The 24,271-nt window shown below is 50.0% G+C and carries 23 protein-coding genes; 11 read left to right on the forward strand and 12 right to left on the reverse strand.

Annotation, left to right across the window (positions count from 1 at the left end; translation table 11 throughout):
- Positions 1–112: 112 nt before the first annotated feature.
- From AWQ22_RS11790 to def, 3 genes are all read right to left on the reverse strand, one after another.
- Entirely contained in the window at positions 113–466 is a 354-nt protein-coding gene (locus AWQ22_RS11790) for a DUF5331 domain-containing protein (RefSeq protein WP_012307942.1), read from the reverse strand.
- Positions 467–649: 183 nt separating this feature from the next.
- The gene (bchL, locus tag AWQ22_RS11795) at positions 650–1,516 is read right to left on the reverse strand and encodes a ferredoxin:protochlorophyllide reductase (ATP-dependent) iron-sulfur ATP-binding protein (protein WP_012307943.1); all 867 of its coding nucleotides are present in this window, start codon (positions 1,514–1,516) and stop codon (positions 650–652) included.
- A gap of 599 nt (positions 1,517–2,115) precedes the next feature.
- On the reverse strand, positions 2,116–2,679 hold the full coding sequence (gene def, locus AWQ22_RS11800) for a peptide deformylase (protein WP_065711210.1): 564 nt from the start codon (positions 2,677–2,679) through the stop codon (positions 2,116–2,118).
- A gap of 72 nt (positions 2,680–2,751) precedes the next feature.
- Between def and AWQ22_RS11805 the strand changes: the two genes are divergently transcribed.
- Complete coding sequence (locus tag AWQ22_RS11805; RefSeq protein WP_012307945.1) at positions 2,752–3,156, forward strand: DUF4332 domain-containing protein; 405 nt, start codon at positions 2,752–2,754, stop codon at positions 3,154–3,156.
- Positions 3,157–3,535: 379 nt separating this feature from the next.
- A complete protein-coding gene (locus AWQ22_RS11810; RefSeq protein WP_065711211.1) occupies positions 3,536–4,510 on the forward strand; it encodes a CHAD domain-containing protein in 975 nt (324 codons plus the stop codon).
- Here the strand turns inward: AWQ22_RS11810 and AWQ22_RS11815 are convergent.
- The gene (locus AWQ22_RS11815; protein ID WP_065711212.1) at positions 4,473–5,306 is read right to left on the reverse strand and encodes a DUF3598 family protein; all 834 of its coding nucleotides are present in this window, start codon (positions 5,304–5,306) and stop codon (positions 4,473–4,475) included. The two genes, AWQ22_RS11810 and AWQ22_RS11815, sit on opposite strands and share 38 nt — an antisense overlap.
- Before the next feature lie 443 nt (positions 5,307–5,749).
- Here AWQ22_RS11815 and AWQ22_RS11820 point away from each other — a divergent pair, with 443 nt between their 5' ends.
- Positions 5,750–7,126, forward strand: coding sequence for a choice-of-anchor I domain-containing protein (locus AWQ22_RS11820; protein ID WP_157094622.1), 1,377 nt, complete (start codon positions 5,750–5,752; stop codon positions 7,124–7,126).
- Positions 7,127–7,244: 118 nt separating this feature from the next.
- Here AWQ22_RS11820 and clpB read toward each other — a convergent pair whose 3' ends face one another.
- The gene (gene clpB / locus AWQ22_RS11825; RefSeq protein ID WP_065711214.1) at positions 7,245–9,839 is read right to left on the reverse strand and encodes an ATP-dependent chaperone ClpB; all 2,595 of its coding nucleotides are present in this window, start codon (positions 9,837–9,839) and stop codon (positions 7,245–7,247) included.
- A 205-nt stretch (positions 9,840–10,044) separates the two neighbouring features.
- Positions 10,045–11,130 (reverse strand): 3-isopropylmalate dehydrogenase, encoded by a 1,086-nt coding sequence (gene leuB / locus AWQ22_RS11830; protein ID WP_065711717.1) that lies wholly within the window; start codon positions 11,128–11,130, stop codon positions 10,045–10,047.
- A 36-nt stretch (positions 11,131–11,166) separates the two neighbouring features.
- Here leuB and AWQ22_RS11835 point away from each other — a divergent pair, with 36 nt between their 5' ends.
- The 5 genes from AWQ22_RS11835 (at position 11,167) to AWQ22_RS11855 (ending at position 15,991) form a co-directional block, all read left to right on the forward strand.
- Positions 11,167–11,436: a hypothetical protein gene (locus AWQ22_RS11835; RefSeq protein WP_198158652.1), complete on the forward strand. Its 270-nt coding sequence runs from the start codon at positions 11,167–11,169 to the stop codon at positions 11,434–11,436.
- A gap of 6 nt (positions 11,437–11,442) precedes the next feature.
- Positions 11,443–12,675 carry an NAD(P)/FAD-dependent oxidoreductase gene (locus AWQ22_RS11840; protein WP_065711215.1) on the forward strand — a complete coding sequence of 411 codons (1,233 nt, stop codon included), beginning with the start codon at positions 11,443–11,445 and terminating at the stop codon, positions 12,673–12,675.
- 30 nt (positions 12,676–12,705) lie between these two features.
- Entirely contained in the window at positions 12,706–14,190 is a 1,485-nt protein-coding gene (locus AWQ22_RS11845; RefSeq protein WP_065711216.1) for a TldD/PmbA family protein, read from the forward strand.
- Positions 14,191–14,381: 191 nt separating this feature from the next.
- Positions 14,382–15,161, forward strand: a complete 780-nt coding sequence (locus tag AWQ22_RS11850) for a pseudouridine synthase (RefSeq protein WP_012307953.1) — start codon at positions 14,382–14,384, stop codon at positions 15,159–15,161.
- On the forward strand, positions 15,158–15,991 hold the full coding sequence (locus AWQ22_RS11855) for a RodZ domain-containing protein (protein WP_045441842.1): 834 nt from the start codon (positions 15,158–15,160) through the stop codon (positions 15,989–15,991). The genes AWQ22_RS11850 and AWQ22_RS11855 overlap by 4 nt, the downstream gene beginning before the upstream one ends.
- Before the next feature lie 2 nt (positions 15,992–15,993).
- Here the strand turns inward: AWQ22_RS11855 and rsmI are convergent, their stop codons facing one another.
- The 3 genes from rsmI to AWQ22_RS11870 are packed head-to-tail and all read right to left on the reverse strand — an operon-like array spanning position 15,994 to position 18,904.
- Positions 15,994–16,839 (reverse strand): 16S rRNA (cytidine(1402)-2'-O)-methyltransferase, encoded by an 846-nt coding sequence (gene rsmI / locus AWQ22_RS11860; RefSeq protein ID WP_065711217.1) that lies wholly within the window; start codon positions 16,837–16,839, stop codon positions 15,994–15,996.
- 34 nt (positions 16,840–16,873) lie between these two features.
- Positions 16,874–17,977 carry an FAD-binding oxidoreductase gene (locus AWQ22_RS11865; RefSeq protein ID WP_065711218.1) on the reverse strand — a complete coding sequence of 368 codons (1,104 nt, stop codon included), beginning with the start codon at positions 17,975–17,977 and terminating at the stop codon, positions 16,874–16,876.
- A gap of 3 nt (positions 17,978–17,980) precedes the next feature.
- Complete coding sequence (locus AWQ22_RS11870) at positions 17,981–18,904, reverse strand: class I SAM-dependent methyltransferase (RefSeq protein ID WP_065711219.1); 924 nt, start codon at positions 18,902–18,904, stop codon at positions 17,981–17,983.
- A 7-nt stretch (positions 18,905–18,911) separates the two neighbouring features.
- On the opposite strand from AWQ22_RS11870, the gene AWQ22_RS17130 reads away from it, so the two are divergent.
- Positions 18,912–19,064 carry a hypothetical protein gene (locus AWQ22_RS17130; RefSeq protein ID WP_217833101.1) on the forward strand — a complete coding sequence of 51 codons (153 nt, stop codon included), beginning with the start codon at positions 18,912–18,914 and terminating at the stop codon, positions 19,062–19,064.
- Positions 19,065–19,108: 44 nt separating this feature from the next.
- The gene (locus AWQ22_RS11875) at positions 19,109–19,453 is read left to right on the forward strand and encodes a DUF760 domain-containing protein (RefSeq protein ID WP_012307958.1); all 345 of its coding nucleotides are present in this window, start codon (positions 19,109–19,111) and stop codon (positions 19,451–19,453) included.
- A gap of 108 nt (positions 19,454–19,561) precedes the next feature.
- Here the strand turns inward: AWQ22_RS11875 and AWQ22_RS11880 are convergent, their stop codons facing one another.
- From AWQ22_RS11880 to AWQ22_RS11890, 3 genes are all read right to left on the reverse strand, one after another.
- Positions 19,562–20,452 (reverse strand): S1 RNA-binding domain-containing protein, encoded by an 891-nt coding sequence (locus AWQ22_RS11880; protein WP_065711220.1) that lies wholly within the window; start codon positions 20,450–20,452, stop codon positions 19,562–19,564.
- Between the two features lie 86 nt (positions 20,453–20,538).
- A complete protein-coding gene (locus tag AWQ22_RS11885) occupies positions 20,539–22,350 on the reverse strand; it encodes a bifunctional diguanylate cyclase/phosphodiesterase (protein WP_065711221.1) in 1,812 nt (603 codons plus the stop codon).
- A 33-nt stretch (positions 22,351–22,383) separates the two neighbouring features.
- Positions 22,384–23,502: a HAMP domain-containing sensor histidine kinase gene (locus tag AWQ22_RS11890; protein ID WP_065711222.1), complete on the reverse strand. Its 1,119-nt coding sequence runs from the start codon at positions 23,500–23,502 to the stop codon at positions 22,384–22,386.
- 180 nt (positions 23,503–23,682) lie between these two features.
- Between AWQ22_RS11890 and AWQ22_RS11895 the strand changes: the two genes are divergently transcribed.
- On the forward strand, positions 23,683–24,201 hold the full coding sequence (locus AWQ22_RS11895; protein WP_232321365.1) for a methyltransferase domain-containing protein: 519 nt from the start codon (positions 23,683–23,685) through the stop codon (positions 24,199–24,201).
- Positions 24,202–24,271: the final 70 nt, after the last annotated feature.

Genomic DNA, 24,271 nt, shown 5'->3' on the forward strand with positions numbered 1-24,271 from the left:
TTTTCCTAAATAAATTTGCAAATAGTTATGGAAATGGTGAATTAGAAATGGGGTGACACGATTGTTGCTCAGGGAATGCCCCCCAAAGAAATGAAGGGCAAACGGTGAGAAATTATTCGGTGGGTAAAACGGTTGGACTTGGGGGCGTAATCATTGGCTTTGCGGCCGCTCCTTTTTCCTCTAGGTTTCGGAGTTCCAAGAGTGGGTCAAAGTTTAGCCCTAAAACATCAACAATCGTGTCAAAATTCGCTTCAACTAAAGAAAACAGATAAAGACTTTCGGCGAGGCGGGGTTCCTTGGCGCTGATGGCACCGAGAATCACGGAACCTTGGGGGCGTCGGCCACCGTCGGGGGTCGCCACAGATTCGCCGCGATCCATCAGGATATTTAGCCAGTCTTGGTTATTTTCAAAATAATCTAGCCATTTGGTTTTGATGCTGGGTTTAATTTGCTCGAAAAAGCTCACAATATTTACTCTCCTCGTAAATCCACTGCAAGGGTTGTTTGACATTGGCGATCGCCTTTTTTGATCATTAGTGCCGTTTAGGGCGATCGCCTCTATTTTGAAGCAAAATTTAACCCATGAGGATGATCCAGGTGAACGATTGTCGGATCAGCGATTTCGAGACCAAGCCCAGCATCCTCTGGCCTAGACCATCATCAGATCCAGCTCATCCTCCTGGGTCTTTTCGACGGGCGGATTGAGATAATAATCCGAAAGCAAACTAAACAATTCCCGATCCGAAGCTTCGCTGGGCACAACTCCCTCTGGAGCCGCTAAGACTTGATCAGCAATATTGAGATAAAAATCACAGACATAATCCAACATCGAGTCCCCTTCTGCCATCTCAAAGAGGGTCTTTCCCTTCACCCGCGACACCCGGATATCTTCGATGAGGGGCAACACTTCCAGCACAGGCATCGGCACATGGCTCACATATTTTTCGATCAAATCCCGCTTCGAGGTGCGGTTCCCAATTAAACCAGCCAGCCGGAGGGGGTGCGTCCGGGCTTTTTCTCGCACAGAAGCCGCAATGCGATTCGCCGCAAACAACGCATCAAAGCCATTGTCCGTCACGATCAAACAGTAATCTGCGTAATTGAGTGGTGCCGCAAAGCCCCCACAAACTACGTCTCCCAACACATCGAACAAAATCACATCGTATTCATCGAAGGCATTGAGTTCTTTGAGGAGTTTGACCGTTTCCCCGACCACATAACCACCGCAGCCTGCCCCAGCCGGAGGTCCGCCTGCTTCCACGCAATCGACGCCGCCATAGCCTTTGTAAATTACATCTTCTGGCCAAATGTCTTCGTAGTGAAAATCTTTTTCCTGGAGAGTATCGATGATCGTCGGGATCAAAAAGCCCGTCAAAGTGAAGGTGCTGTCGTGCTTGGGGTCACAGCCAATTTGGAGAACCTTTTTACCGCGTTTGGCGAGGGCGACGGAAATATTACAACTGGTGGTAGATTTGCCGATGCCACCTTTGCCGTAAACCGCGAGGGTCATTGTCATGGGATTGCGTGCTCCTAAAAAATTCCGTTAGCTGCATTATTGGCAATCCTTGGGGGAATGGAAAGGTGCAACGGTTTGGGATCTAGCATTCAAACAGACTTATAGAGACTTGGAAGCTTTTATAGACATTCAAAATTTTAAAAATCAGTAAAAATCTCTAAATATTTTACAAAGATAATATTTATGTCTTTAGTTTATATAAATAAAGACAATACACAAAAAATAGATTTACAAATAAACCTGAGTATAAATGCGGGTTCTATCCAAAAAGGCGATCGCCAAATTTGATGCCCCCACATAATCCCCGCAGTAGGCCAACAGCCCTCCATAGACGAAAGCCAGCTTCTGTCTTTTGTAAAATCTGAGATTCAAAACAATGTTTGTGGCAACGATCCTTCTGGGCTACCCTAGGCATTTGCTAACGAAACGTAAATTTTTTGCTGTTTGATACAAAACGCAACCTTGCCGAAGATTAGGCAATAAAAAAGACGACCACCTCACAGGGCAGAACGTCTATCTCACTGGACGGCGATCGCCTGATGCAGATGTCATACAGCACTCAGTTACCGTCATGTTGAAACTTGCAAGGCAAAAAAAATTTAAGCGATGCGCTGTACCGATTTCAGGGCAAATCCCCGTTGTTTTAATTGGCTACTGAGGGCAATTTCATTTTCGACGCGATCGACGAACATCACCCCATCGAGATGGTCAATTTCATGCTGAATCACCCGGGACAACAGCCCAGAAGCTTTAATTCTTTTGGGTTTGCCCTGCTCATCCCGATAGCTCACTTCAATTTCGTCCGGGCGGATCACCCCAAGGTAAACCCCTGGAATGCTCAGGCAACCCTCTTCCATAGAACAAAGCTGTTTACCTGTTTTTTTAATTTCAGGGTTGATTAAAACCAGTGGTGCATTGGCCGGATTTTCTGGATCGGTATCAATGACAATGATGCGTTTGTTAACACCAACTTGGGGCGCAGCCAGACCGATTCCCTGGGAAGAATACATGGTTTGCAGCATTTCCTTCGCCAGGGTGCGGATTTCGTCATCCACTTTGGCGATGCGTTTTGCTTTTTGGCGTAGCACTTTGTCGCCGAGGTAATGGAGTTCTAAGGGAGGAGTATCTTGCTTCCCTTTTTCGACAGATATACCAACAGTCATAAATTTTCTAAAGTTTTAGGGTAACGACAATTTTTCTTGATATCATGTGCTTCCATTTTAACAAGGATTCCTATGGCTTCCTGTAATTGGCGGATTGCGGAGTTACCCGGCCTGAGCAAAGAACAACAGACCCAACTCGCCGCCCAAGGGATTCGCACCACCCATCAGCTTTTGTTAGCTACTCGCACATCCCAGGCAAAACAACAGTTAGCCCGTCGCCTCAAAATTCATCCCAATTACGTTTTGAAATGGGTGGCCCTGGCGGATTTGGCGAGAGTACCGAGTATTGGCACACAATATTGCGGCCTAGTATTGCACAGTGGCGTGGCATCGGTAAATCAGCTCGCCCAAACACCCTTTTCGCGACTCCACCAAAATATTATGAAGTTACAGGTGGCGAACCTCCAGCGCAAGGATTTGGCGCCGCCCCTGGGGTTGGTCAAGCAATGGGTGACAGAAGCACGACAGTTCCTCTAGGCATTGGACTAGGGCTTTGCTCTGGGAGGGAAAACACTGTAACCCAGAATCATTAAGCCTTGTGTGTTCTTAATCGGGTTTTAACGACAAAGGGTTGAAATCCCCGCCCCTTGGGGCGTAATTAATGCTCTATAATCATAAATCATATCGTTGACACGGCAACGGATAGCGAAAACCAAGCTAAATACATACAAAGTATTTTTTGTAACCGTGATTTTTGTCCTCGGGAACCGGGGAGTCCGCCTATCGCCAGAATATAAGACTCGCTATTCCTCGGAATAGAAAGCTGTTCTTTGGGTAGGAAGCCCCGCTGCTTGCGGCGGGGTAGTTCACAATTGCACCTCTTAAGATCGAAGTGGTGAGATTGATTTGGGCATAAATGATGCAGCCACCCCAAACACAAAGTTTTGGCGATTGGGCACATAAGGCGATCGCCAAGCATTACAAAAAAATCCTCAGCCACGAAGCGGGGGTTTTAGCCGACCGTGATCCGGAAGAATTGCACCAAATGCGGGTGGGGATGCGACGCTTGCGGAGTGTGTTGTTAGGGTTTGCCCCTGTCCTGGTTTTACCGGAGGCTTTGACCCCGAAACAGGTGGGCCGTTATGGTCGGGTTCTGGGGAAGTTGCGGGATGTGGATGTGATGACTCTGACTTTTCGGGAGCGATATCTGCCCCAACTGCCGACCGTTGAAGTCACAATTCTCGAAATTGCCCTCAAAAAATTAGCCAAGCGTCGTCAAAAACAACTGACTAAGGTGCGGAAATTTCTCAACTCGGCCCGTTATGGGGAATTCAAAGGGGCGACCCAGGCTTGGTTGGATCAACCCCAATATCAGGCGATCGCCTCGGTGGATATTCAGCTGATCTTGCCGGATTTACTCTTGCCCCAACTCAGCGAACTGTTGCTCCATCCCGGTTGGTGGGTCGGTTATAGTCCGAAGAAGCTCTCGAAAAAACAATTAGAAACACTTTTTGCAACCGACAGCCCAATTCTCCATGACCTCCGCAAGGCCGCCAAGCGATCGCGCTATACCATGGAAATTTTTGCGCCTTTTTATGGCGAAGATTATGCCGGTCAGCTCCAGGCGATTAAGAAAGTCCAAACCCTCATCGGTTTGCTCCAGGATGATGCAGTACTACAAACATTTTTAGAAAAAGCCCTCGGTAAAACGTTCGATCAGGAGTTGCCTACCCTCTGTCAAATTTTCCACGATAATCGCCACCAAACTTGGCACCAGTGGACAAAACTCCAGCACCAATTTCTCGATGCCGAATACCGCTATCAACTACACCAAACCCTCTGCCAACCGGAGCCTAGGCCACCCGTCGCTCAAAAATCAACGTCGAACTAACCCATTCACCCCGGTCATTGTAATTGCGCATGATCCGTTGTCGTTCGTTGTCGCTGACGAGCCAACCTGCTTCCACAAAAAAAGCTTGCCGCTGGGCCAATTGGGGCGGCACATTCATCGAAGTCCCATCGGGTAATAGCACCAGATTGCGGGGCGTCCTGCCTTCCGTAAAATGAATTGTGTTGCCTTGGATCTGTCCTTTGGAGGCGATGGTTTGGTGTTCTAATTCGAGGGTCTGGTGGAGATAATCGCCTTCTTTGCTGAGGGTTAAGCGGCTCTGGTGCACCTTGGGGGGATCAAGGTCGGGGGTGTAAACGTGGTATTCCGCTTCCCAGGTACCCAAAAGTTGTTCCACAGTCAGTGGTGGTCGTTCCTGGGCATTGCTTCCCTCGCGAAATTCTCGGATAAAGACCAATTTATTGAAGGTAAAGGCATCGCCATACATTTGCACCATCCGCATCCGGCGATCGCCTTTGATAAATCCATATTCGGCGATAAACGATGAGATGGACGAGAGACACATGGAACCTTTCGAGAAAGAGCCCGTATCGAAAAACATCGTGTGCCGCCCCAATCCGGTAAACTCCTGGGACATATTGCTGGTGGGTTCGCTGTCATAGCCGCCATTTTCAAAGCGCCGCAGGGTAAACAGCACCTTATCCCGGTTCCCGTCGATGAGTGATAGGGTCAAAATAGAGGGGACTTCCGTAGTGATCTCGCCATCTAGATTGACCCCCGCAAAGGAACCGCGCCAGTTCCCCAGATTTTTTAGAAAATTTTCCCACTGACTGGCCATCGTTATGTTTCCCTGACTAAACTGCACGGTCTTCTATTGTGCCGGAGAAAGAAAAGGGAAAGCAACTCCATCATGGATCCATGCGGGAAGGTCAAGGTTAACAATGCTTCAGCATGGCTCTAATTCCTTCACCTAATGTAAGACATTATCCCCTTGATTTAATTACTTTTAGTTGCACCTTAACTAAAAAATATTTGACTAAAAAACAACAATAAAATCACAAAAAATAGTCTTTACAAAATCTAAAATTAAACTTTGCTTAGTTTCTTTTTAACTCAATCAATTCTCTTTCCATTGTATCGTTGGGGTCGTGGTATTAATCAGATAAATATTAGGTAATGAACTTAAATAGTGGTGTGAAAAGCTTAGTGGCATCAATGGTGAAGCCCAAGCTACAAACTGGTTTCAAGTTAGCTCTCTTATCCACTCTTGCCGGCCTTCCATTGGGCACGCTAATCTTTCCGCCCCAAGCGATCGCCCAAAACGCAACTATTCGAGGTGAAGTTGTTTTCACATTAACGGATCTCGCCGGCGCAGAAATGCTCGCTGTCACAAAAGATGGTCGCCACGCCCTTGTGGTCGGCGCAAAAACAGCGACCTTAGTGGCGATCGAAGATAATGCCTTAACCGTTGAAGGGACTTGGACCCTAACGGATGAATTTTTGCCCGCAGGTTCTGCGGACGCCGAACTCACTGGAGTTTCCATTAGCCCAGACGGGGCCTTCGCACTCATCGGGGTCAAAGACGCAGATGACGCAAATCTGGATACCTTTGACGAAATGCCAGGCAAGGTCGTGGCCCTCTCTCTCCCCGATCTAGAACCCCTTGGGCACGTAACTGTAGGTCGCGGCCCAGACTCCGTGGCGATCGCCCCGAACGGTCAGTTTGCCGCCGTCGCCAATGAAGATGAAGAAAACGAAGAAGATCTGACGAACCTAGAAAATGGTGCTGGAACCGTTTCGATCATTGATCTCCGACGTGGCCCCAATCGCATGACCCAGGTCGAGGTGCCCATTCCCCCCGACAATATTCCCTTTTTCCCCCACGACCCACAGCCTGAGACGGTTCGCATCGCGGCTGATAGCTCTTTTATTGTCGCCACACTACAAGAAAATAATGCTGTCGCTCGCATTGAAATTCCCTCTCCTTTGCCCAGACGTCTAACCCCTGATATCTTTTCGGTGCAAAACTTTGATGTCGGCGTTCGTACGGGTTTCGGTTTAGTTCAAGATAAAGTTGGAGAAGGAAGCTGTCGTTCTGGCAGCTATGACCTATCCCTCAGACAAGAATTCACCTCTGCCCGTGAACCCGATGGCATTGCCATTACCCCAGATGGTCGCTACTTTGTCACCGCCGATGAAGATAATTTGACCAATGTCAATAACCAGTCCTACGAAGGAATTCCCTTAAGTCCCCATGGTACCCGCAGTATTAGTGTCTTTGACGCAACCACGGGTGAACTTTTGGGAGATAGCGGCAATTCCATCGAAGAAAGCATCATTGCCCTCGGCTTGCCCCAGCGCTGTAACAGCAAAGGCCCGGAACCTGAGGTTGTTTCTGTTGGTGTTGTAAATGGTCGTACCCTGGCATTCGTGGCGATCGAGCGTTCAGATGCGATCACAATCCATGACATTTCCAACCCTAGAAATGTTCAGCTGCTCGATACAGTCGTTCTCAACCCTGATGTTGTTCGGGCCGATCAAGAGGCTGGGTTTGAGCCAGAAGGGATTGAATTTATTCCTGCAACGAATCAAGTGATCGTCTCCAACCCAGAAGGCAACGCCATGAGCTTGGTAAACATCAATGTGATGCCACGCTAGGCTTTTTCTTGCGTTGAGTTTAAACAAATAAATATTTAGAATTAGAAACTCAAAACCCTGTGTGAGAGGCTTAGAAGCTAACACAGGGTTTGTTGATGAAGATGAATTTTAAAGGCGTTTAAACACTAAAAGTCAAACGTTCATCTTTCACATCGACTGTAATGGCACTGCCTGCTTTAAATTCACCCTTGAGAATCCCTTTGGCGATCGCCGTTTCGACATATTTCTGGACGGCCCGCTTGAGGGGTCTCGCACCATAGACCGGGTTATAGCCCACCTCGGCAATGAAATCATAGGCTTCTGGGGTGAGTTGAATGCTGATCTTTTGTTCGGCAAGGCGTTCGGCGAGGCGATTCACCTGAAGTTGAACAATGGAACGCAGTTGATCCTTTTGTAGACCATGGAAAATAATCAGTTCATCGATGCGGTTGAGAAATTCCGGCCGGAAGTTTGCATTCATCGCGTCCATTACCCGATTGCGCATTTCCTCGTAACGGGCATCATCCCCGGCAATATCGAGGATAAATTGGGAACCGATATTACTGGTCATGATGATCACCGTGTTTTTAAAGTCCACTGTCCGCCCCTGGGAATCGGTCAAACGGCCATCATCTAGGATTTGCAGCATCACATTAAACACATCGGCGTGGGCCTTTTCAATTTCATCAAAGAGAATCACCGAGTAGGGACGGCGGCGAATTGCTTCCGTTAACTGGCCCCCTTCTTCATAGCCCACATAGCCTGGAGGCGCTCCCATTAAACGGGAAACGGCGTGTTTCTCCATGTATTCGGACATATCGATCCGCACGAGGGCTTCTTCGGTATCAAAGAGGAATTGGGCGAGGGCTTTGGCGAGTTCCGTTTTCCCCACCCCCGTCGGCCCCAGGAAAATAAAGCTAGCCGTAGGACGGTTCGGATCAGCAAGTCCGGCGCGCGATCGCTGGATCGCTTCGGCAACGGCGGTAACGGCTTCTTCTTGGCCGACAACCCGACGGTGGAGTTCTGCTTCGAGGTGGAGCAGCTTTTCTTTTTCCGATTCGATTAATTTACTAATCGGGATACCTGTCCATTTTGAAATGATTTCAGCGATATCCGACTCGATCACTTCTTCGCGCAACAGAGATTCTCCAGTTACCTGTTGGGCCGCAAGATTGCTCTCGATATCTTTGATTTTCTGTTGCAGTTCCGTCAACTTCCCGTAGCGCAACTCTGCCGCCTTATTGAGGTCATAATTGCGTTCGGCCTGTTGAATTTCTAGGTTGGTTTTATCGATTTCCTCCTTGAGAAAGCGAATTTTGTCGATAAATTCTTTTTCCGATTGCCACTGGGCGTTGAGTTGGGACTGCTCTTCCTTGAAATTAGCCAGTTCTTTTTCCAGCTTGGCGAGTCGCTCAAGGGAAACTTCATCTTTTTCCTTTTGGATGGAGAGTTTTTCCATTTCCAACTGGAGAATTTTCCGGTCAATTTCATCCAATTCTTCTGGCTTGGAGGTGATCTCCATCTTCAGTTTGGCGGCGGCTTCGTCCACTAGATCAATGGCTTTGTCCGGTAAAAAGCGATCGCTAATGTAACGGTTGGAGAGCATCGCGGCAGCAACGAGGGCTGTATCGGCAATTTTGACCCCGTGGTGCACTTCGTAGCGTTCCTTCAGACCCCGCAGAATCGAGATGGTATCGACCACATTCGGTTCGTTGACCATCACCGACTGGAAGCGCCGTTCCAAGGCCGCATCTTTTTCGATGTATTTGCGGTATTCATCGAGGGTCGTCGCGCCAATACAGCGCAGTTCACCCCGGGCGAGCATGGGTTTGAGCAGGTTCCCGGCATCCATTGCCCCCTGGGTTGCGCCAGCGCCGACAACGGTGTGGATTTCGTCAATAAAGAGAATAATTTGCCCTTCGGAATCGGTGACTTCCTTTAAAACAGCTTTGAGACGTTCCTCAAATTCGCCGCGATATTTTGCCCCGGCAATCAGCGACCCCATATCCAAGGCGATCAGGGTGCGATCTTTTAGGGATTCGGGGACATCACGGTTAACGATCCGCTGGGCTAATCCTTCGGCGATCGCCGTTTTCCCGACCCCTGGTTCCCCGATTAAAACCGGATTATTTTTCGTGCGGCGGGAGAGAATTTGAATCGTGCGGCGAATTTCATCATCGCGACCAATGACCGGGTCTAGTTTGCCGTTGCGGGCGAGACTCGTTAAATCACGGCCATATTTGTCTAAGGATTCGTATTTCCCTTCCGGGTTTTGGTCGGTCACCTTTTGATTACCTCGAATTTGCGTAATGATCGTCTTTAATTTATTTTCTGTGAGGTCAAATTCTTTGTAGAGATTTTTGCCAAAACGGTCATCTTTGGCATAGCTCAAGATTAAATGTTCAACGGAAATAAAGTCATCCCCAAAAGATTTTCGGTGTTGATCGGCGCGGTCTAAAAGGAGGTCTAAACTCCGCCCTAAATAAACCGATTCGCTCGGTTGGGATATTTTCGGTTGCTGGGCAATAAAGGTTGCGGTGCGGTCTCGCAATTTGGCGAGGGGAATCTCTGCTTTGGTAAAAATACTTTTCGCGAGGCCGTCTTGCTCTAGCAGTGCCTGTAGCAGATGTTCAGATTCGATCTGCTGCTGCTGATTTTGTTTGGCAAGATCCGGCGTTTGGGCGATCGCCTGCCAGGCTTTTTCGGTAAATTGATTCGGGTTAGTGGGTTGCATAGGACAGAACAATAAATATTAAGATAAAGTCCCATCGCTTCTCCGAAAAGAAACCCTAGAACTTACTCATTTATTGTATTTTTGTCTGGAGAATTTGACAGTAGGGGAATCCGTCTCGAAAAGTCCAGATTCCCCATGGCCAAAAAGCGTTTTCAAAAAAATGGCCTGCCAGATTTTTTCTCAACATCAACGCCCAGGGTAAGACCTAAGCATTAAGGGCTGCCAGGAGTTTTTCGCCCATGCCTTTGCAACCCAGGAGAGTCATGCCCTCAGACATAATATCGCCAGTGCGGAAGCCTTGATCAAGCACCGTCTGCACCGCCTGCTCAATTTTTGCCGCTGCTTCCGGTTGGTCAAAAGAATAGCGCAACATCATCGCTGCACTGAGCACCATCGCCAAGGGATTCGCCTTATCCTGACCGGCAATATCTGGCGCAGACCCATGGACGGGCTCGTAAACCCCTGGGCCATCCGCCCCCAAACTAGCCGAGGGCAACATCCCGATACTCCCCGTAAGCATGGCGGCCGCATCGGAAAGGATATCCCCAAACAGATTCCCCGTAACAATGGTGTCAAACTGCTTGGGGGCGCGGATAAGCTGCATGGCGGCATTATCAACGTAGAGATGGGACAGTTCCACATCGGGATAATTTTCGGCCATTAGATTCAGGCGATCGCGCCATAGTTGCGACACATCCAGAACATTCGCCTTATCCACAGAACAGAGACGTTTACCCCGTTTTTGGGCAATTTCAAAGGCGACTTTCGCAATGCGATCCACTTCCGATTCGTCATAGACCATGGTATTGAAGCCCCGTTTCTCGCCCGTTTCTAAAGTGACGCTGCCTTTGGGCTTCCCGAAATAAATACCGCCAGTAAGTTCCCGCACCACCATGATATCGACCCCTTCAACCACGTCCCGCTTCAGGGTAGAGGCATCAATGAGCTGGGGCAAAATCGTGGCCGGACGCAAATTTGCAAACAGACCCAGGCCCGCCCGCAAACCCAATAGACCCGTTTCTGGCCGTTGCGTCCGGGGCAGGTTATCCCACTTGTAGCCACCAATGGCCGCAAACAATACCGCATCGCTGGCTTTACAAGCATCTAGGGTCGCTTGGGGGAGGGGTTCCCCGGTGGCATCAATGGCCGCGCCCCCCATCAAAGCTTCGGTAAAAACAAACTCTAGATCAAATTGTTGGCCAATGGTTTTTAAAACGTCCACTGCCACGGCCAAAATCTCGGGGCCAATGCCATCGCCAGGGAGGAGGGTGATCCGGTATTGCTGGGTCATAGGAGGGTGTTGATCTAGATATTTTTGCAACTGTTTATGATAGCGGGTTTTGGGCGGCCCCAAGGGGCAAATGTTAAACTAGAGACGTTATTTGACCCGGTGTGTCGCCCTGTGAATCGCTCCAATTCTTCCGGTGTTCTCTACCTCTTTATTACTTGTCTCGTCTGCTTTTTATTGCTCTGGATTTTGCGGGGGTTTGGGGTGCCGCCCTTTACGCTACTGCCGGGGGGCATTATCAATATCATGTTGCTCCTGACGCTCCTTTCTGGGATCCTCTATGGGCTGGAGTGGACAAAGAATTACTAACAAACCATGGCAAGATTAATCGTCGTTGGGGGTGGTGCGGCGGGTTTTTTTGGGGCGATCGCCGCTGCCCGGACGAACCCAAAGTTAGAGGTGATTATCCTCGAAGCGGGTAAAACATTTCTCAGTAAAGTAAAAATCTCTGGGGGCGGCCGCTGTAATGTCACCCACCATTGCTTTGATCCCGTGGAATTAGTCAAGGCCTATCCGAGGGGCCAGCGGGAATTACGGGGGGCCTTCAGTCAGTTTCAACCCCAGGACATGATTGCTTGGCTCAAGGCCGAAGGGGTCAATCTCAAAACCGAAGCCGACGGACGAATGTTCCCGGTGACGGACGATTCCGAAACGATTATTCGCGCTTTTCTCGCAGCGGCAACTAGGGCAAAGATTCAATGCCGCACCGGGGCTGTTGTGCAAAGCATTATTCAAGATGAAACAGGACAATTTCAGGTGAATCTCAAGGGAGGCGATCGCCTTTTTGCCGATTTCATTTTGTTAGCAACGGGAAGTCATCCTTCCGGGCATCGATTGGCCACTACCTTGGGCCACAAGATTATTCCGCCGCAACCATCGTTATTTACGTTTCAGATTAATGATCCCCGTCTCCAAGGTTTAGCGGGAGTGAGTGTGCCTGGGGCGACCGTCAGCATCAAGTTAGATAAAAAGAAAAAACTCGAACAAATGGGGCCACTCCTGATCACCCATTGGGGCCTCAGTGGGCCAGCGGTTTTAAAACTCTCGGCTTGGGGGGCGCGCACGTTAGCCGAACATCGTTACACAATGCTTCTCACAGTGAATTGGCTCCCGGACATCAATCCGGAAACCCTCCGTCAAGACATCCAAACTTTTAAAACTCAACATCCCAAAAAGAAAATAACGACCCTCGCCCCAGTGGATATTCCCAAGCGCCTATGGCAAAGTTTGACCCAAGCTGCGGGGATTAGTCCCGATCAAAATTGGGCGGATTTATCAAAGAAACAATTAAATGTTCTCTGCCAAGAATTAACCCAGGGCCAATACAACATCCAGGGGAAAGGCGTTTTTAAAGACGAATTTGTGACCTGTGGCGGCGTTTCCCTCAAGGAAGTGAACTTCAAAACCCTCGAAAGTCGCCGCTGTCCTGGCCTCTTTTTCGCCGGGGAAGTGCTCGACATTGATGGGATTACGGGGGGCTTCAATTTCCAGAGTGCTTGGACGACCAGTTGGCTCGCGGGTCAGGCGATCGCCCAAAATATTCATTAAGATCGCAACAACCTCATTCTTTTTTAAACCATGGTCCAAGCCGCGCCTCACCCCCAGCACATGACCTTTACCGACCTCGCCCAGGCTGCCATTCAGCTAATCCGAAACCAGGGTTGTGAGTACGGCGAAATTCGTCTTTGTACCTATCGCAAGCAGCGACTCTGGGCCCAGGATCGTTCCCTCAAACGCTTCAGTGATAATGTGAGCGCTGGTTTTGGGGTGCGGGTCCTGTGGCAGGGGGCCTGGGGATTTGCCGCGAGTCACCGGCGGACAACCGCAGAAATTGTGCGCGTTGTGCAGTTGGCCATTGATATTGCTAAAGGCAGTCGTCTCAGCCAACGGGAACCGATTCGCTTGGTGCCAGTGCCAGCCTACTGCGATCGCTACGAAACGCCGATTCAAATTGATCCCTTCGCGGTATCCCTCACGGAAAAGACAGACCTCCTCCTCGATTTAACGGATCGGTTCTTAGGCCATGATCCCCAGATTAAAAAAGCCTATGCCTATTTGAGCTTTACCCAAGAGGATAAAATTTTTGCGTCTACGGAAGGGTCGTTAATTGAACAACGGCTCTATCGCAGTGGCGCCGGGATGGGTTGTACGGCAGTAGCCAATGGGGATGCCCAGGGTCGCAAATACGAGCGATCGCCTTTGAACCTCGGCTACGAACACATCGAACCGGAAACCCTCCGGAACAATGTCGCGCGCGTCGCCCAGGAAGCTATTGAGAAAGTCCACGCCCCCGAAGCCCCCAGCGGTGAAACCACCTTGATCCTCAAGCCGAGTCATCTCTGGTTGCCGATCCATGAATCCGTCGGCCATCCCACGGAGTTAGACCGGGTCTATGGCTATGAGGCAAATTTTGCCGGGACGAGCTTCGCCACAACAAATCATCTCAATCAACTGCAATACGCAGCCCCCTGGGTCAATTTCAAGGCCGACCGCACCCAACCCGGTGGCCGCAGCACCGCTGGCTATGATGACGAAGGAGTCAAGGCCCAGGCATGGTACGTGGTCAAAGATGGTATTTTGACGGATTATCTCACCGACCGGGAAACCGCCCATCGCCTTGGTCGCCCGAAAAGTAATGGCTGTGCCTTTGCCGATAGTTGGGCCAGTGTTCCCATGGTGCGGATTCCGAATCTGGGCCTTGAACCTGGGGAACCAGGGGGCGATCGCACAGCAACCCTCGCGGCAATGATCGCCGATACCAAAGATGGTTATCTCATCGACGGGGATGATACTTTTTCCATTGACCAACAACGGCGGAATTTCCAGTTCGGCGGCAATGGCGTCTGGCGGATTAAAAATGGCCAGCTTCAAGGCATGGTCAAAAATCTTACCTACCAAAGCATGACCACAGAATTTTGGAATAAAGTCGAGGCGATCGCCCCGGCCTCGGAATTAGAACAGCGCGGCACCGATATGTGCGGCAAAGGCGAACCGATGCAGATTGCCCAAATGACCCACGCCTGCGTCCCCATCCGGGTGGGGAACATCACCATTGGTCGTTAAGCCGACGAAATTACGCCGGACGTCGTGGGTAAACGATCAAGGTCAGCCCACGCTTTGGCTTACTTTTGTCAAGGAATTTCGACATCCGCCTTTGATTTTAAGTATTTATGCGGGGAAACAACACCTGCTAAGATTTGTAAAATATGACTTGCAATTTTCCTGGCTTTTTAGAAACCAGCACTCCATAATCTATGGCTGAAAGGGTGCAAAAAATTCTCGCCCGTTGGGGCATTGCGTCACGGCGGGGCGCAGAAAAACTCATTCTCGCTGGACGGGTGACCCTCAATGGCAAACCTGTTCAATTGGGTGATCAAGCCGATCCAGAAGGCGATCGCCTCTGTGTTGACGGTAAACCCCTCAAGGCGACCGAACGCCCGCGACATTACTATTACCTCATTCACAAACCCAAGGGAGTCGTTTCCACCTGCGCTGATCCCAAGGGACGATCGACGGTTTTAGATTTGCTGCCCCCACCGCTCCGACAGGGAAAGGGGATCCATCCCATCGGCCGCCTCGATGCCCAATCCACAGGGGCGTTGCTGCTGACCAACGACGGTAATTTCACCCTGGCCTTGACCCACCCCCGCTACCACATTCCCAAAACCTATCGCGTTTGGCTCAAGGGAAAAGTACCAGAGCATGTCCTCGATCAGTGGCGTCAGGGGGTAATGCTGGGCGATCGCCGTACCTTGCCCACCCAAATTCACCTCAAAACCATTACCCAAGATAAAACCTGTATTGATATCATGCTTACCGAAGGGCGCAACCGCCAGATCCGTCGGGTCGCTGAACAGCTCGGTTTTCCTGTGGTAAAACTCCATCGTCTCGCCATTGGTAACCTACACTTGGGCGATCTGCAACGGGGCCAAGCCCGTCCCCTAACGAAAGCGGAGATCAAACAGCTCCGATCCCAATATAATTCTAATTTCCCATTCCATTCATCCGCCCCAGTCCGGGAGTACCAAGCATGAAGGAGACAGCGATCCATTCCCCCATCCCCCAGCAAGAATATCTCGCCCAAATTGGTGTCCAGTTGCAGCAACAACGCCTCGCCAAAGACTGGTCCCTCGCCTTTGTGTCCCGTAAAACGAACATTCGTCGGGCACTCCTTGAAAATATTGAAGCGGGTCGCCTAGAGCAACTCCCAGAACCGGTTTATCTCCAAGGTCTCCTGCGCTGCTATGCGGAATGTCTTGGCCTCGATGGCACGGCGATCGCCCAGGAATTTCCCCAAGCCGAAACCCAGAACCGTTGGCATATTCCCCGTTGGAGCCAATTTATTTACCATTTCCAGTTGCGGCCGAGTCATCTGTACCTTGCCTATTTGTTGATCATTGTTGCCACGGTGCAATCCCTGGGCAACATCGTCCGCAACCAAAACCCCAGTCTGACGCCCCAACTTGATCCAGCCCTCCTGGAGAGCACAACCCCAGCCCGCCAGGAACGTAACACAGCCCAGACCACAGCACTATCCCCGTCAGTCACCGCCCCGATCGACTCCAACAACAATGGGGCAGATGTACCAGAGTCCGTGGTGGTGGATATTCGCGCCCAGGAAATGGCCTGGATGCGCGTCGAAATCGATGGTCAAACGGCCTTTGAAGGCACCCTCGCCAAGGGCACCCAAAAACAATGGATCGCCGATGAAAGTGTGCGCGTCCGTTCCGGCAATGCGGGGGCCGTTTACATCACCATCAACAACCAGCAACCCCACCGTTTAGGGGAACCCGGTGCCGTCGAAGAATTTACTTACCAGGCTAAAGCAGACAACAACAAGCCCAAAACCCAAGCGTCTTCCTAGAGTTAACCCTCTAGCTCTGTGCTGAGTTGGTAGATATGGCGGCGGGATAAATTCAGCTGTTGGGCGAGGGTGCGGCTAGCCCCAGAACGACTCATGCCCTGTTGCATTAACGCCTGAAGTTGGGCCAAAATTTCAGCATCGGTCAGTGCCTCGTGGTCAGTTTGTGGGCTCGCTCCGGCCAAGATCAGGGTAAATTCTCCCTTGGGGTTGTGCTGCTGGTAATGGGTGAGGGCTGTTTCGAGGGGGCCGCGCCAAAATTCTTCATGGAGTTTTGTCAGTTCTCTCGCGCAGACAAGGGGGCGATCGCCTTCAAAATGTTCCAGCAAATCCGTTAAGGTTTTTACCAATCGGTGGGGCGCTTCGTAGAAAATTAGGGTGCGGGGTTCTTGGGATAACTCCGTTAGTAACTGGTGGCGATCCTTCTTTTTGGGAGGTAAAAAACCTTCAAAGACAAATTTTTCCGGCGATAATCCAGAGGCAATTAAGCCCGTGAGTCCGGCACTAACCCCAGGAATGGGTACCACCGTAATTTCTGCGTCGATCGCACTGGTGACCAACTCAAAGCCCGGATCGCTGATCCCCGGTAATCCGGCATCACTCACGAGGGCAATATTTAGCCCACTGCGTAATTTTTCGAGGAGTTGCGTCTGCCGTTGGTGACGGTTGTGGTCATGGTAGCTGATTTGGGGGGTGGTAATTTGGAAATGCTTGAGAAGTTTGCCGGTGTGTCGGGTGTCTTCGGCGGCGATCAGATCGACGTTTTTGAGGGTGGCGATCGCCCGGAAAGTCATGTCATCGAGATTGCCGATGGGGGTGCCCACCAAATAAAGGGTGCCGGAGGTCGTCATGATTTACGTGAGAAAAATTAGGGACTGGGACAAACTAAAAAGGAATGGTTTCTGGGGCCAGGAGCCAATCGCGGATCGTTAGGGCCGTCGCTGGGGCCAGGAGGACACCATTGCGGTAGTGACCCGTGGCCAGGAGGATATTGTCGTAATCCGCTAACCCTTTGAGAACGGGAGCGCCTTGACCGTTGGGCCGGGGCCGTTTCCCTGACCAATGCCGGAGAATTTCTGCATTTTTTAAAAGCGGATAGAAGGCGATCGCCTTTTGGAGCACTTGATCAGCGAGGGTGGTGTCTGGAGTAATTCCACCCGTTTCAGCGGGAAATTCCACCGTCGCCCCCACCCAATATTCCCCTTGGCCCAGGGGTACCACATGGATATCTTCAAAGCTAACCACGGGTTGAAAAGGGCTTTGCGGTTCAAGATTTTTTGGCACGCGCAGGTGAAAAGCTTGCCCCAACACTGGCCCCAGGGACAGGCTTTCGGTTAGATGTTTCGTAATTTCCAGGGAACCCAGACCCGCTGAAACAATGAGCCAATCGCAAGGATAGCTGTTTTGATCTGTGCTAATTTTTTGACAATGTTGATCCGTGATATCCAGTCTGGGCTGAGAAATTCCAAAGTGGCAGTGCGCACCATTCTGTTGGGCGACGGCTAGTAAGGCTTCGGTGAAGGGGACGGGCTGCACCTGGAAATCCTGGGGCGAAAAAACGCCGCCAGCGGCTTCCTTGGCTTGGAGGTGGGGACAATGTTGTTGAATGATTTCTTGATCCCAGATCGCTAACTGCCAGCCCGATGCTTGGCGCAATTCCCGGAGGCGATCGCCTTTTTCTAGTTCCTCTGGTTCCCGCAATAATTTCAAAATGCCGTGGGGATTGTGGGGTACTGGCTGACCTGCGGCGGCAAGTTCCTCTAAAAGTCTCGGAAAGCGTTCCATACTGCGGCGGCGTAATGTCCAGGCACGTCCTTTCGTTTTGCGACTGATGATCCCCATCAGCACCCCCAAGGCAGCCCCCGTCGAGCCCCTGGCGGGTTGGGCTGTGTCCAAAACCGTAATCTCGAACTGATCCAGTTGACTCAATTCATAGGCGATCGCCGCCCCAACGACCCCTGCACCCAAAATCACAACCCGTTTTACCATCACTTAATCCCTGACCTTGGCAATAACCGTGCGGTGACGGACGGTATTTTCTTGGATGAAGGGCGCTTCAAACCCAGCCCGCTGCAACTCCTCGGCCACATCAAGGCTGAAATACTGATCCAAATAGGGTTCTGTACTTTTGAGCAACGTCAAAATATAGGGGGGCATTTTTTTATAAACTTCTGCCTGGGGATTCATGTCCATCATTGCAAAATAGCCGCCCGGTTTCAGGAGTCGTTTCGCTTCCCGGAAAATGGCGATCGCCGCTGTTTGGGGAAGCTCATGGAAAATCAAAGAACAAGACACCAAATCAAAAGATTGCCCAGGCAGTTGGGTGTCCTCTCCGGGCGCGTGGCACCAAGTAAACTGATCAGCGTGATTGGCGGTGCGATATTTTGCCACTGCCAGAAAATAGGGCGACAAATCCACCCCTGTTAACTGAGCATTGGGGAAAACCTGCTGCAGCGCCTCCGTGCTCATGCCCACACTGCAGCCAATATCAACAATTTTTTTCGGGGTAATATCGATATTGAATTTCAAAATTTGGTGATAACTATCCCGCAACAACGCATCCCCTTGGACGTTCGGTTCCCCAAACAAGGTTGAATGGACAGAATAGGCCGCCGACTCGACCTCTAGGGCCGACTCCCAACCCAAATTTCCGGCTTCATAGGCATGGAAGGAACGCAGGTAGTATTCGGGATAAGCTAAATCTGGATTTTCAACCGCCGCGAGATCTGCTTGCCAATCCCGTTTTTGTAGGGTCGCCACAGTTTCTCGCCAGGGCACCCCTAACTTTTCGGCCCGTTGAATCATCATTGCCCTAGCACGGTTTTTTGCCAGGGCGGCGATTGGTCGGATCGCTAAAAGGCCGTTGACTAGCTTGACACGGAAATCAGTGGGTTGGCGAGGCGGTCTTACGGTCATCGTCGAAATGAATACAACAGGGTTTGTGGGCGTAATCTATTTTACAGGTGATCTTCCCTGGGGAATTTTTGGGGGCGATCGCCTTCGTGATTCACACCATTGGCCCCTAGCACTCTCTCTAGGCTCTCCGGTTACCCACCATGTACAGTCCGATAAATAAAAGCTAAAGTGGGGGGTGAGCAGTAAATATTTTCGGACTAAGGAATGATTTTTAACTCTGACTTCTTTTCCGCCGACGTTGACGAACAAGCCGCAAACAATTTAATGGAATACTTGCAACAGCAAAATCCGGACGTACTTGCACGGGTGGCCCAGTCCGCTAGCTCGGAGATAAAAGATATCATCGCCCACAATGTCAGAGGCTTAATCGGTGTCTTACCCCCAGATGATTTTCAAGTGAGCATCACCACCGACCGCGAAAATTTAGCAAATCTCCTGGCGTCCGCCATGATGACGGGCTATTTCCTCGGTCAGATGGAACAACGCATGAACCTAGAATCGAGCTTAGTGGAATCGGGTTCTCTCCATACGGACTTAGATTTTGAATAGTCGCTGGCAAAATTTGCCCAAAAAAAAGATGGTCTAAAAAAACCACCTCAAATAATCAAATTGTTTGATTCCGGTTCACAAGGGAAACTTTTCCCTTATTTTTATGCCTTAAACCAGATTGAGTTTTTTGCGGGCTGCCTCTACCCGTTCCTCGGCATTGGTTTGTACTGTGTCGAACTGTTCAATCACTTCACCGGGGAATTTTTCGAGGGCCTGGAGGGAAAGGGAAATGCGATTATTATTTTCTTCGATGTCCGTGATCAGCACTCGCACCGTCTGGCCGATACTAAAAAGGGCTTCGAGTTGGTCAACGGGCTTGGCGCTAATTTGACTGCGGTGGAGCAGCCCGGTCATGCCATCGAGTTCAATAAAAACGCCGTAGGGTTTAATGTTCACCACGGTGCCACTGACTAAAGCCCCAATCGACAGGCGACGCATCACTTCGGCTTGGGCGGCATAGCGCTGGGACAGAACCAATTTGCGACGTTCTTGGTCAAACTCCAGGAAATTAACCGTTAGGAGTTGCCCCATTAGATCATCGATATTTTTATCGACTAGGTGAGAGTTGGGAATAAAGCCCCGCAGTCCTTGAACATCACCAGTGACGCCGCCCCGGTTACTGCCTGTGACGCGCATTTGGACGGAGTTGCCTGCTTCGGCGGCTTGGGCGAGATCTTCCCATACCCGCTGTTCAGCTAATTTGCGGCGGGACAGGGTGACTTGGCCCTCGGCATTTTGGCCCCGGACAATCAAAAATTCAACGGTTTCGCCCACGGGCAGAGCTGTATGGGCATCTGTTTCACCTGCCAGGAGTGCGTCCCGGAGAGGAGAAAACCCAGGTGATTTTCCACCAATATCCACGAGGACGCCATCGGATAGATGTTCAAAAATTTTTCCTGTGACCACTTGTCCCTGTTCGAAATGGTAGTCATGTTCGGTGAGGGCATGCTCAAAGTCGTCCATGGAAAAGGCGATCGCGGGATTAGGCTCTGCAGTCATTGTGAATAAATGTCTGATACGAAAAAAGTTTGGAATAGGCTTAATCCTATCGTACTCCGGTTCTTTCGTAGCGTCAGGGTCGGAAGCTAGGCGGGATTAGGGGAGATGGGACATGGCTCGTAAAAGTTTTGGTCGGCCTGGAGCATGGCTGTAAATTTTTCGGCGGGCACCGGCGGACTAAACAAAAACCCCTGGATCTCGTCACAATGTTGCGCCTTGAGGAATTCTAATTCGGCCATGGTTTCGACCCCCTCGGCGACGGTGGTCAGTTCGAGTTGTTTCGCCATCATGATGATGTGTTTGACGATGGTGGAGTTGGTAATGTTGTGGGCGACGTTGCGGACAAAGCAGCGGTCTATTTTGAGGATATCGAAGGGGAAATTTTGGAGATAACTCAGGGAGGAGTAGCCTGTCCCAAAATCATCAATGGCAATGGGAAAACCGGAGTTTTTTAGGGCTTGCAGATGGGCGATCGCCAACTCCACATCCGAGATCAAAATACTTTCGGTCACTTCCAGTTCGATTTGGGCCGGATTAATCCCATACTGCTGGGTAATTTCGACCAGATTTTCGACCAGTTGAGCTTGATAAAACTGCCGTCCTGATAGATTAACAGCGATTTTAGGATCAGTAATTATTCCCCCTTGCATCCACTGTTGAGCCTGGTGACAAGCAGCTCGAAAGACCCATTCCCCAATGCTGGTGATCAAACCATTTTTTTCAGCGAGGGGAATAAACTTCGCTGGTGAAACCATACCTAAGGTGGGATGAAACCAGCGAATGAGCGCTTCTGCACCAACAATTTTGCCAGTCGTTGTATTAATTTTAGGTTGGTAATACAGGGTCAGTTGATTGTCTTGGATCGCGTCGTAGAGATCCGCATCAAGCAGTAGATTTTGGTGATTGGCATTAATTTGCGCTTCTTGGAAATGGAAATAATAGTTTGTGTTGCCCCGTTGCCGCGCCGTTTCCATCGCCTCTTTTGCTTGGTTGAGGTACTTATCAAAGTTGTATTCCCGGTAAGGCATGGTAATCATCCCGATGTACCAATTGATCAAGATCTTTTGCCCATTGACCGTCAGGGGGCTGCCAAAGGCTTCTAGGATCTGCTCTGCCATTTGATTGAGTTCGGCCTCATCCACCGCACAACTAGGGGGATAAATCACCACAAAATCTGTGTAATTTAAACAGGCTAAATAAGCATCTTCAGCCACCACTGTTACTAACTGGCGCACAATATGTTTGAGGACAGCATTACCAAATTGATAGCCAAATAATTCGTTGATTTTTTCAAAGCGATCAATGCTTAAGTAGAAAATAGGAATTTGCCACGACTCATGGGGTTTGAGTTGCTGCTGAACGGACGGTTCCCACTGTTTTAGGAGGCGGTTGAGGTCATCCCGGAGGGCGAGTTGGTTGGGAAGCTGGGTAATGGGATCGTGGGTAACGGCGTAGTTGATTTGTTGGCGATCGCCGGCCTGTTTTTTTTGCTGAAAATACCCCTGCCAGGAGCGATGTTTCCGCAAACGTGTTTTGATGGCGTCAAGTAACTCGTAGGTGGTAAAGGGCTTTGTGAGGTAATCATCGGCCCCCAAGTTCATCCCTTGGCGAATGTTTTCTTTCGTACCTTTGGCCGTTAAAAAGATGAATGGAATCGTTTCGGTTTCTGGATCTGCTTGGAGCACTTCTAAGACACCATAACCGTCCATGCCCGGCATCATGATGTCGCAAATAATTAGATCTGGACGATTTTCAATGGCAATGCCGACGCCAATCTGCCCATTTTCTGCTTCTAGTACCTGATAATCTTCGGCGATGAGCAGGGTAACGATGAGCTCTCGGATCGAATCTTCGTCTTCAATAACGAGAATGGTGGGGGAAAGTGAGGAGGCAACCATAGTAGATGTTTCTCATGGGACTTGATGCGTCAGTCAGGCTTTACTCACGAAAGAGCAGGGAATTTTAACGCGGAATGTGGTGCCAGAATTCACGAGACTTGCGACCATAATCGTACCATTGTGTAAGTCAACGTAACGTTTCACAATGTGTAACCCTAAGCCTGTGCCTGGAATTTTGCCAACATTTTGGGCCCGGTGAAAGGGTTCAAATAGATGGGGTAAATCGGCTTGGGGAATGCCAATTCCCCGATCAGTGATGGTGATGCTGATTTGGCGATCGCCACAACAAACTACTAGGCTGACGGCTTCACCGGGAAAAGAGTATTTGAGGGCATTCGAGAGTAAATTAGACAGAATATGGCGAATAATCTTGGCGTCTAGGACGGGGAAGAGGCGGCGATCGCCTTGGTATTGGGGAACGAAATCAAACTGGATCGGGTGGGTATGGCCAAACACCACTTGCAACTCTTCGATAATGTCCTGGCACAGCCCTTCAAAATGCACGGACGCTGGCTCTAGGGTGAGTTGTCCTGCATCGACGCGACTGACCGAAAGGACATCGTCAACGAGGGTTTGGAGCCGTTGGGCCGCCCCTTTAATTCGCTGTAGATGCCGCCGTTGCGCTTCTGGGTTGAATTTGTGGGCGTATTGTTCGAGGAGTTCAGTAAAGCCCAAAATCGAAGTCAAAGGGGTGCGGAATTCATGGGAGGCAATGTCAATGAAGCGGGTTTTCAGTTGATTGAGTTCTTTTTCGCGCATCAGGGCATTGTGCATATCTAGCTCTACCTGTTTGCGATCGCTAATGTCACGCATCACCCCAATCACCCAAAACTGATCCGAATCTTGCGCAGTAATATCCTTAGGAACTCCTCGGTCTTGGATCCAAACATAGGAGCCGTCATGGTGCTGAAACCGATAGTCCAACTCGTAGGCTTGCTGTTGGGCGAAGGCTTGTTCGAGGGTGGCCAAAACTTTCGTTTGATCGTCCGGATAGATCCGCTCTAGCCAAGTTTGACAATCATTACCCATTTCCGCCGCCGAATACCCCAAAACCCGCGTAAAATCCCCGTACCAAACCATTGCACCTGAGGTTAAACAGCGTTCATAGACGATGTCGCCAAGGGCTTGAATTAGAGCAGGATTATATTGCATGGGCAGGGTGGGATAAGACGCACAGAAAAAAAAGAAAAATCAGACGAGAAATGATGGGGGATTGCTGATCCTTAAACGGCAATCAATTTGAAAAGTTTGATAAGAAAGCCTCTGGAAATTAGTGTAATACTGATTAAATAAACTCATGGATGCTTTGCAACTAAGCTTTAAGGTTGGGCAATGGTAATGGTTCGGGAAAAAAATTTTTGGGAAGAAAAATATCAAACGGCTCAACATCGCTGGGATCTCGGCCAAGCAGCGCCACCGCTCCAGGATTTTTTCGCAAAGACAGCGCCATTACCCCAAGGGGAATGGGGGGTTTTGGGTTGTGGCCAGGGCCATGATGCTGTGTTTTTAGCAAAACAGGGGTTCTCAGTAACGGGGGTTGATTTTGCCCCAGCGGCGATCGCCGCCGCGAAAGCCTTAAGTCAAGATCATGGTGTTACCCTTACTTTACTCGAAGAAAATATTTTTGATCTCAAAAAAAGTCATAAAAGTCACTTTGATTATCTGTTCGAGCATACCTGTTTCTGTGCGATCGCCCCAGAGCAGCGTCCCGATTACGTTAGCTTGGCGGCCACAATTCTTAAACCAGAGGCCAAACTCTACGGTATTTTCTACACCCACAACAAAACGGGAGGCCCGCCCTTTGGCACAACCCCCCCAGGAAGTAATTCAGTTGTTTTCCCCACAATTTAAGATTCTTGCCCTCGATCCGATTCAAAATTCTGTGCCGAGTCGGCAGGGAGACGAACATTGGGGCATCTTC

It is taken from the genome of Picosynechococcus sp. PCC 7117, from assembly GCF_001693275.1.
GTDB lineage: Bacteria > Cyanobacteriota > Cyanobacteriia > Cyanobacteriales > MRBY01 > MRBY01.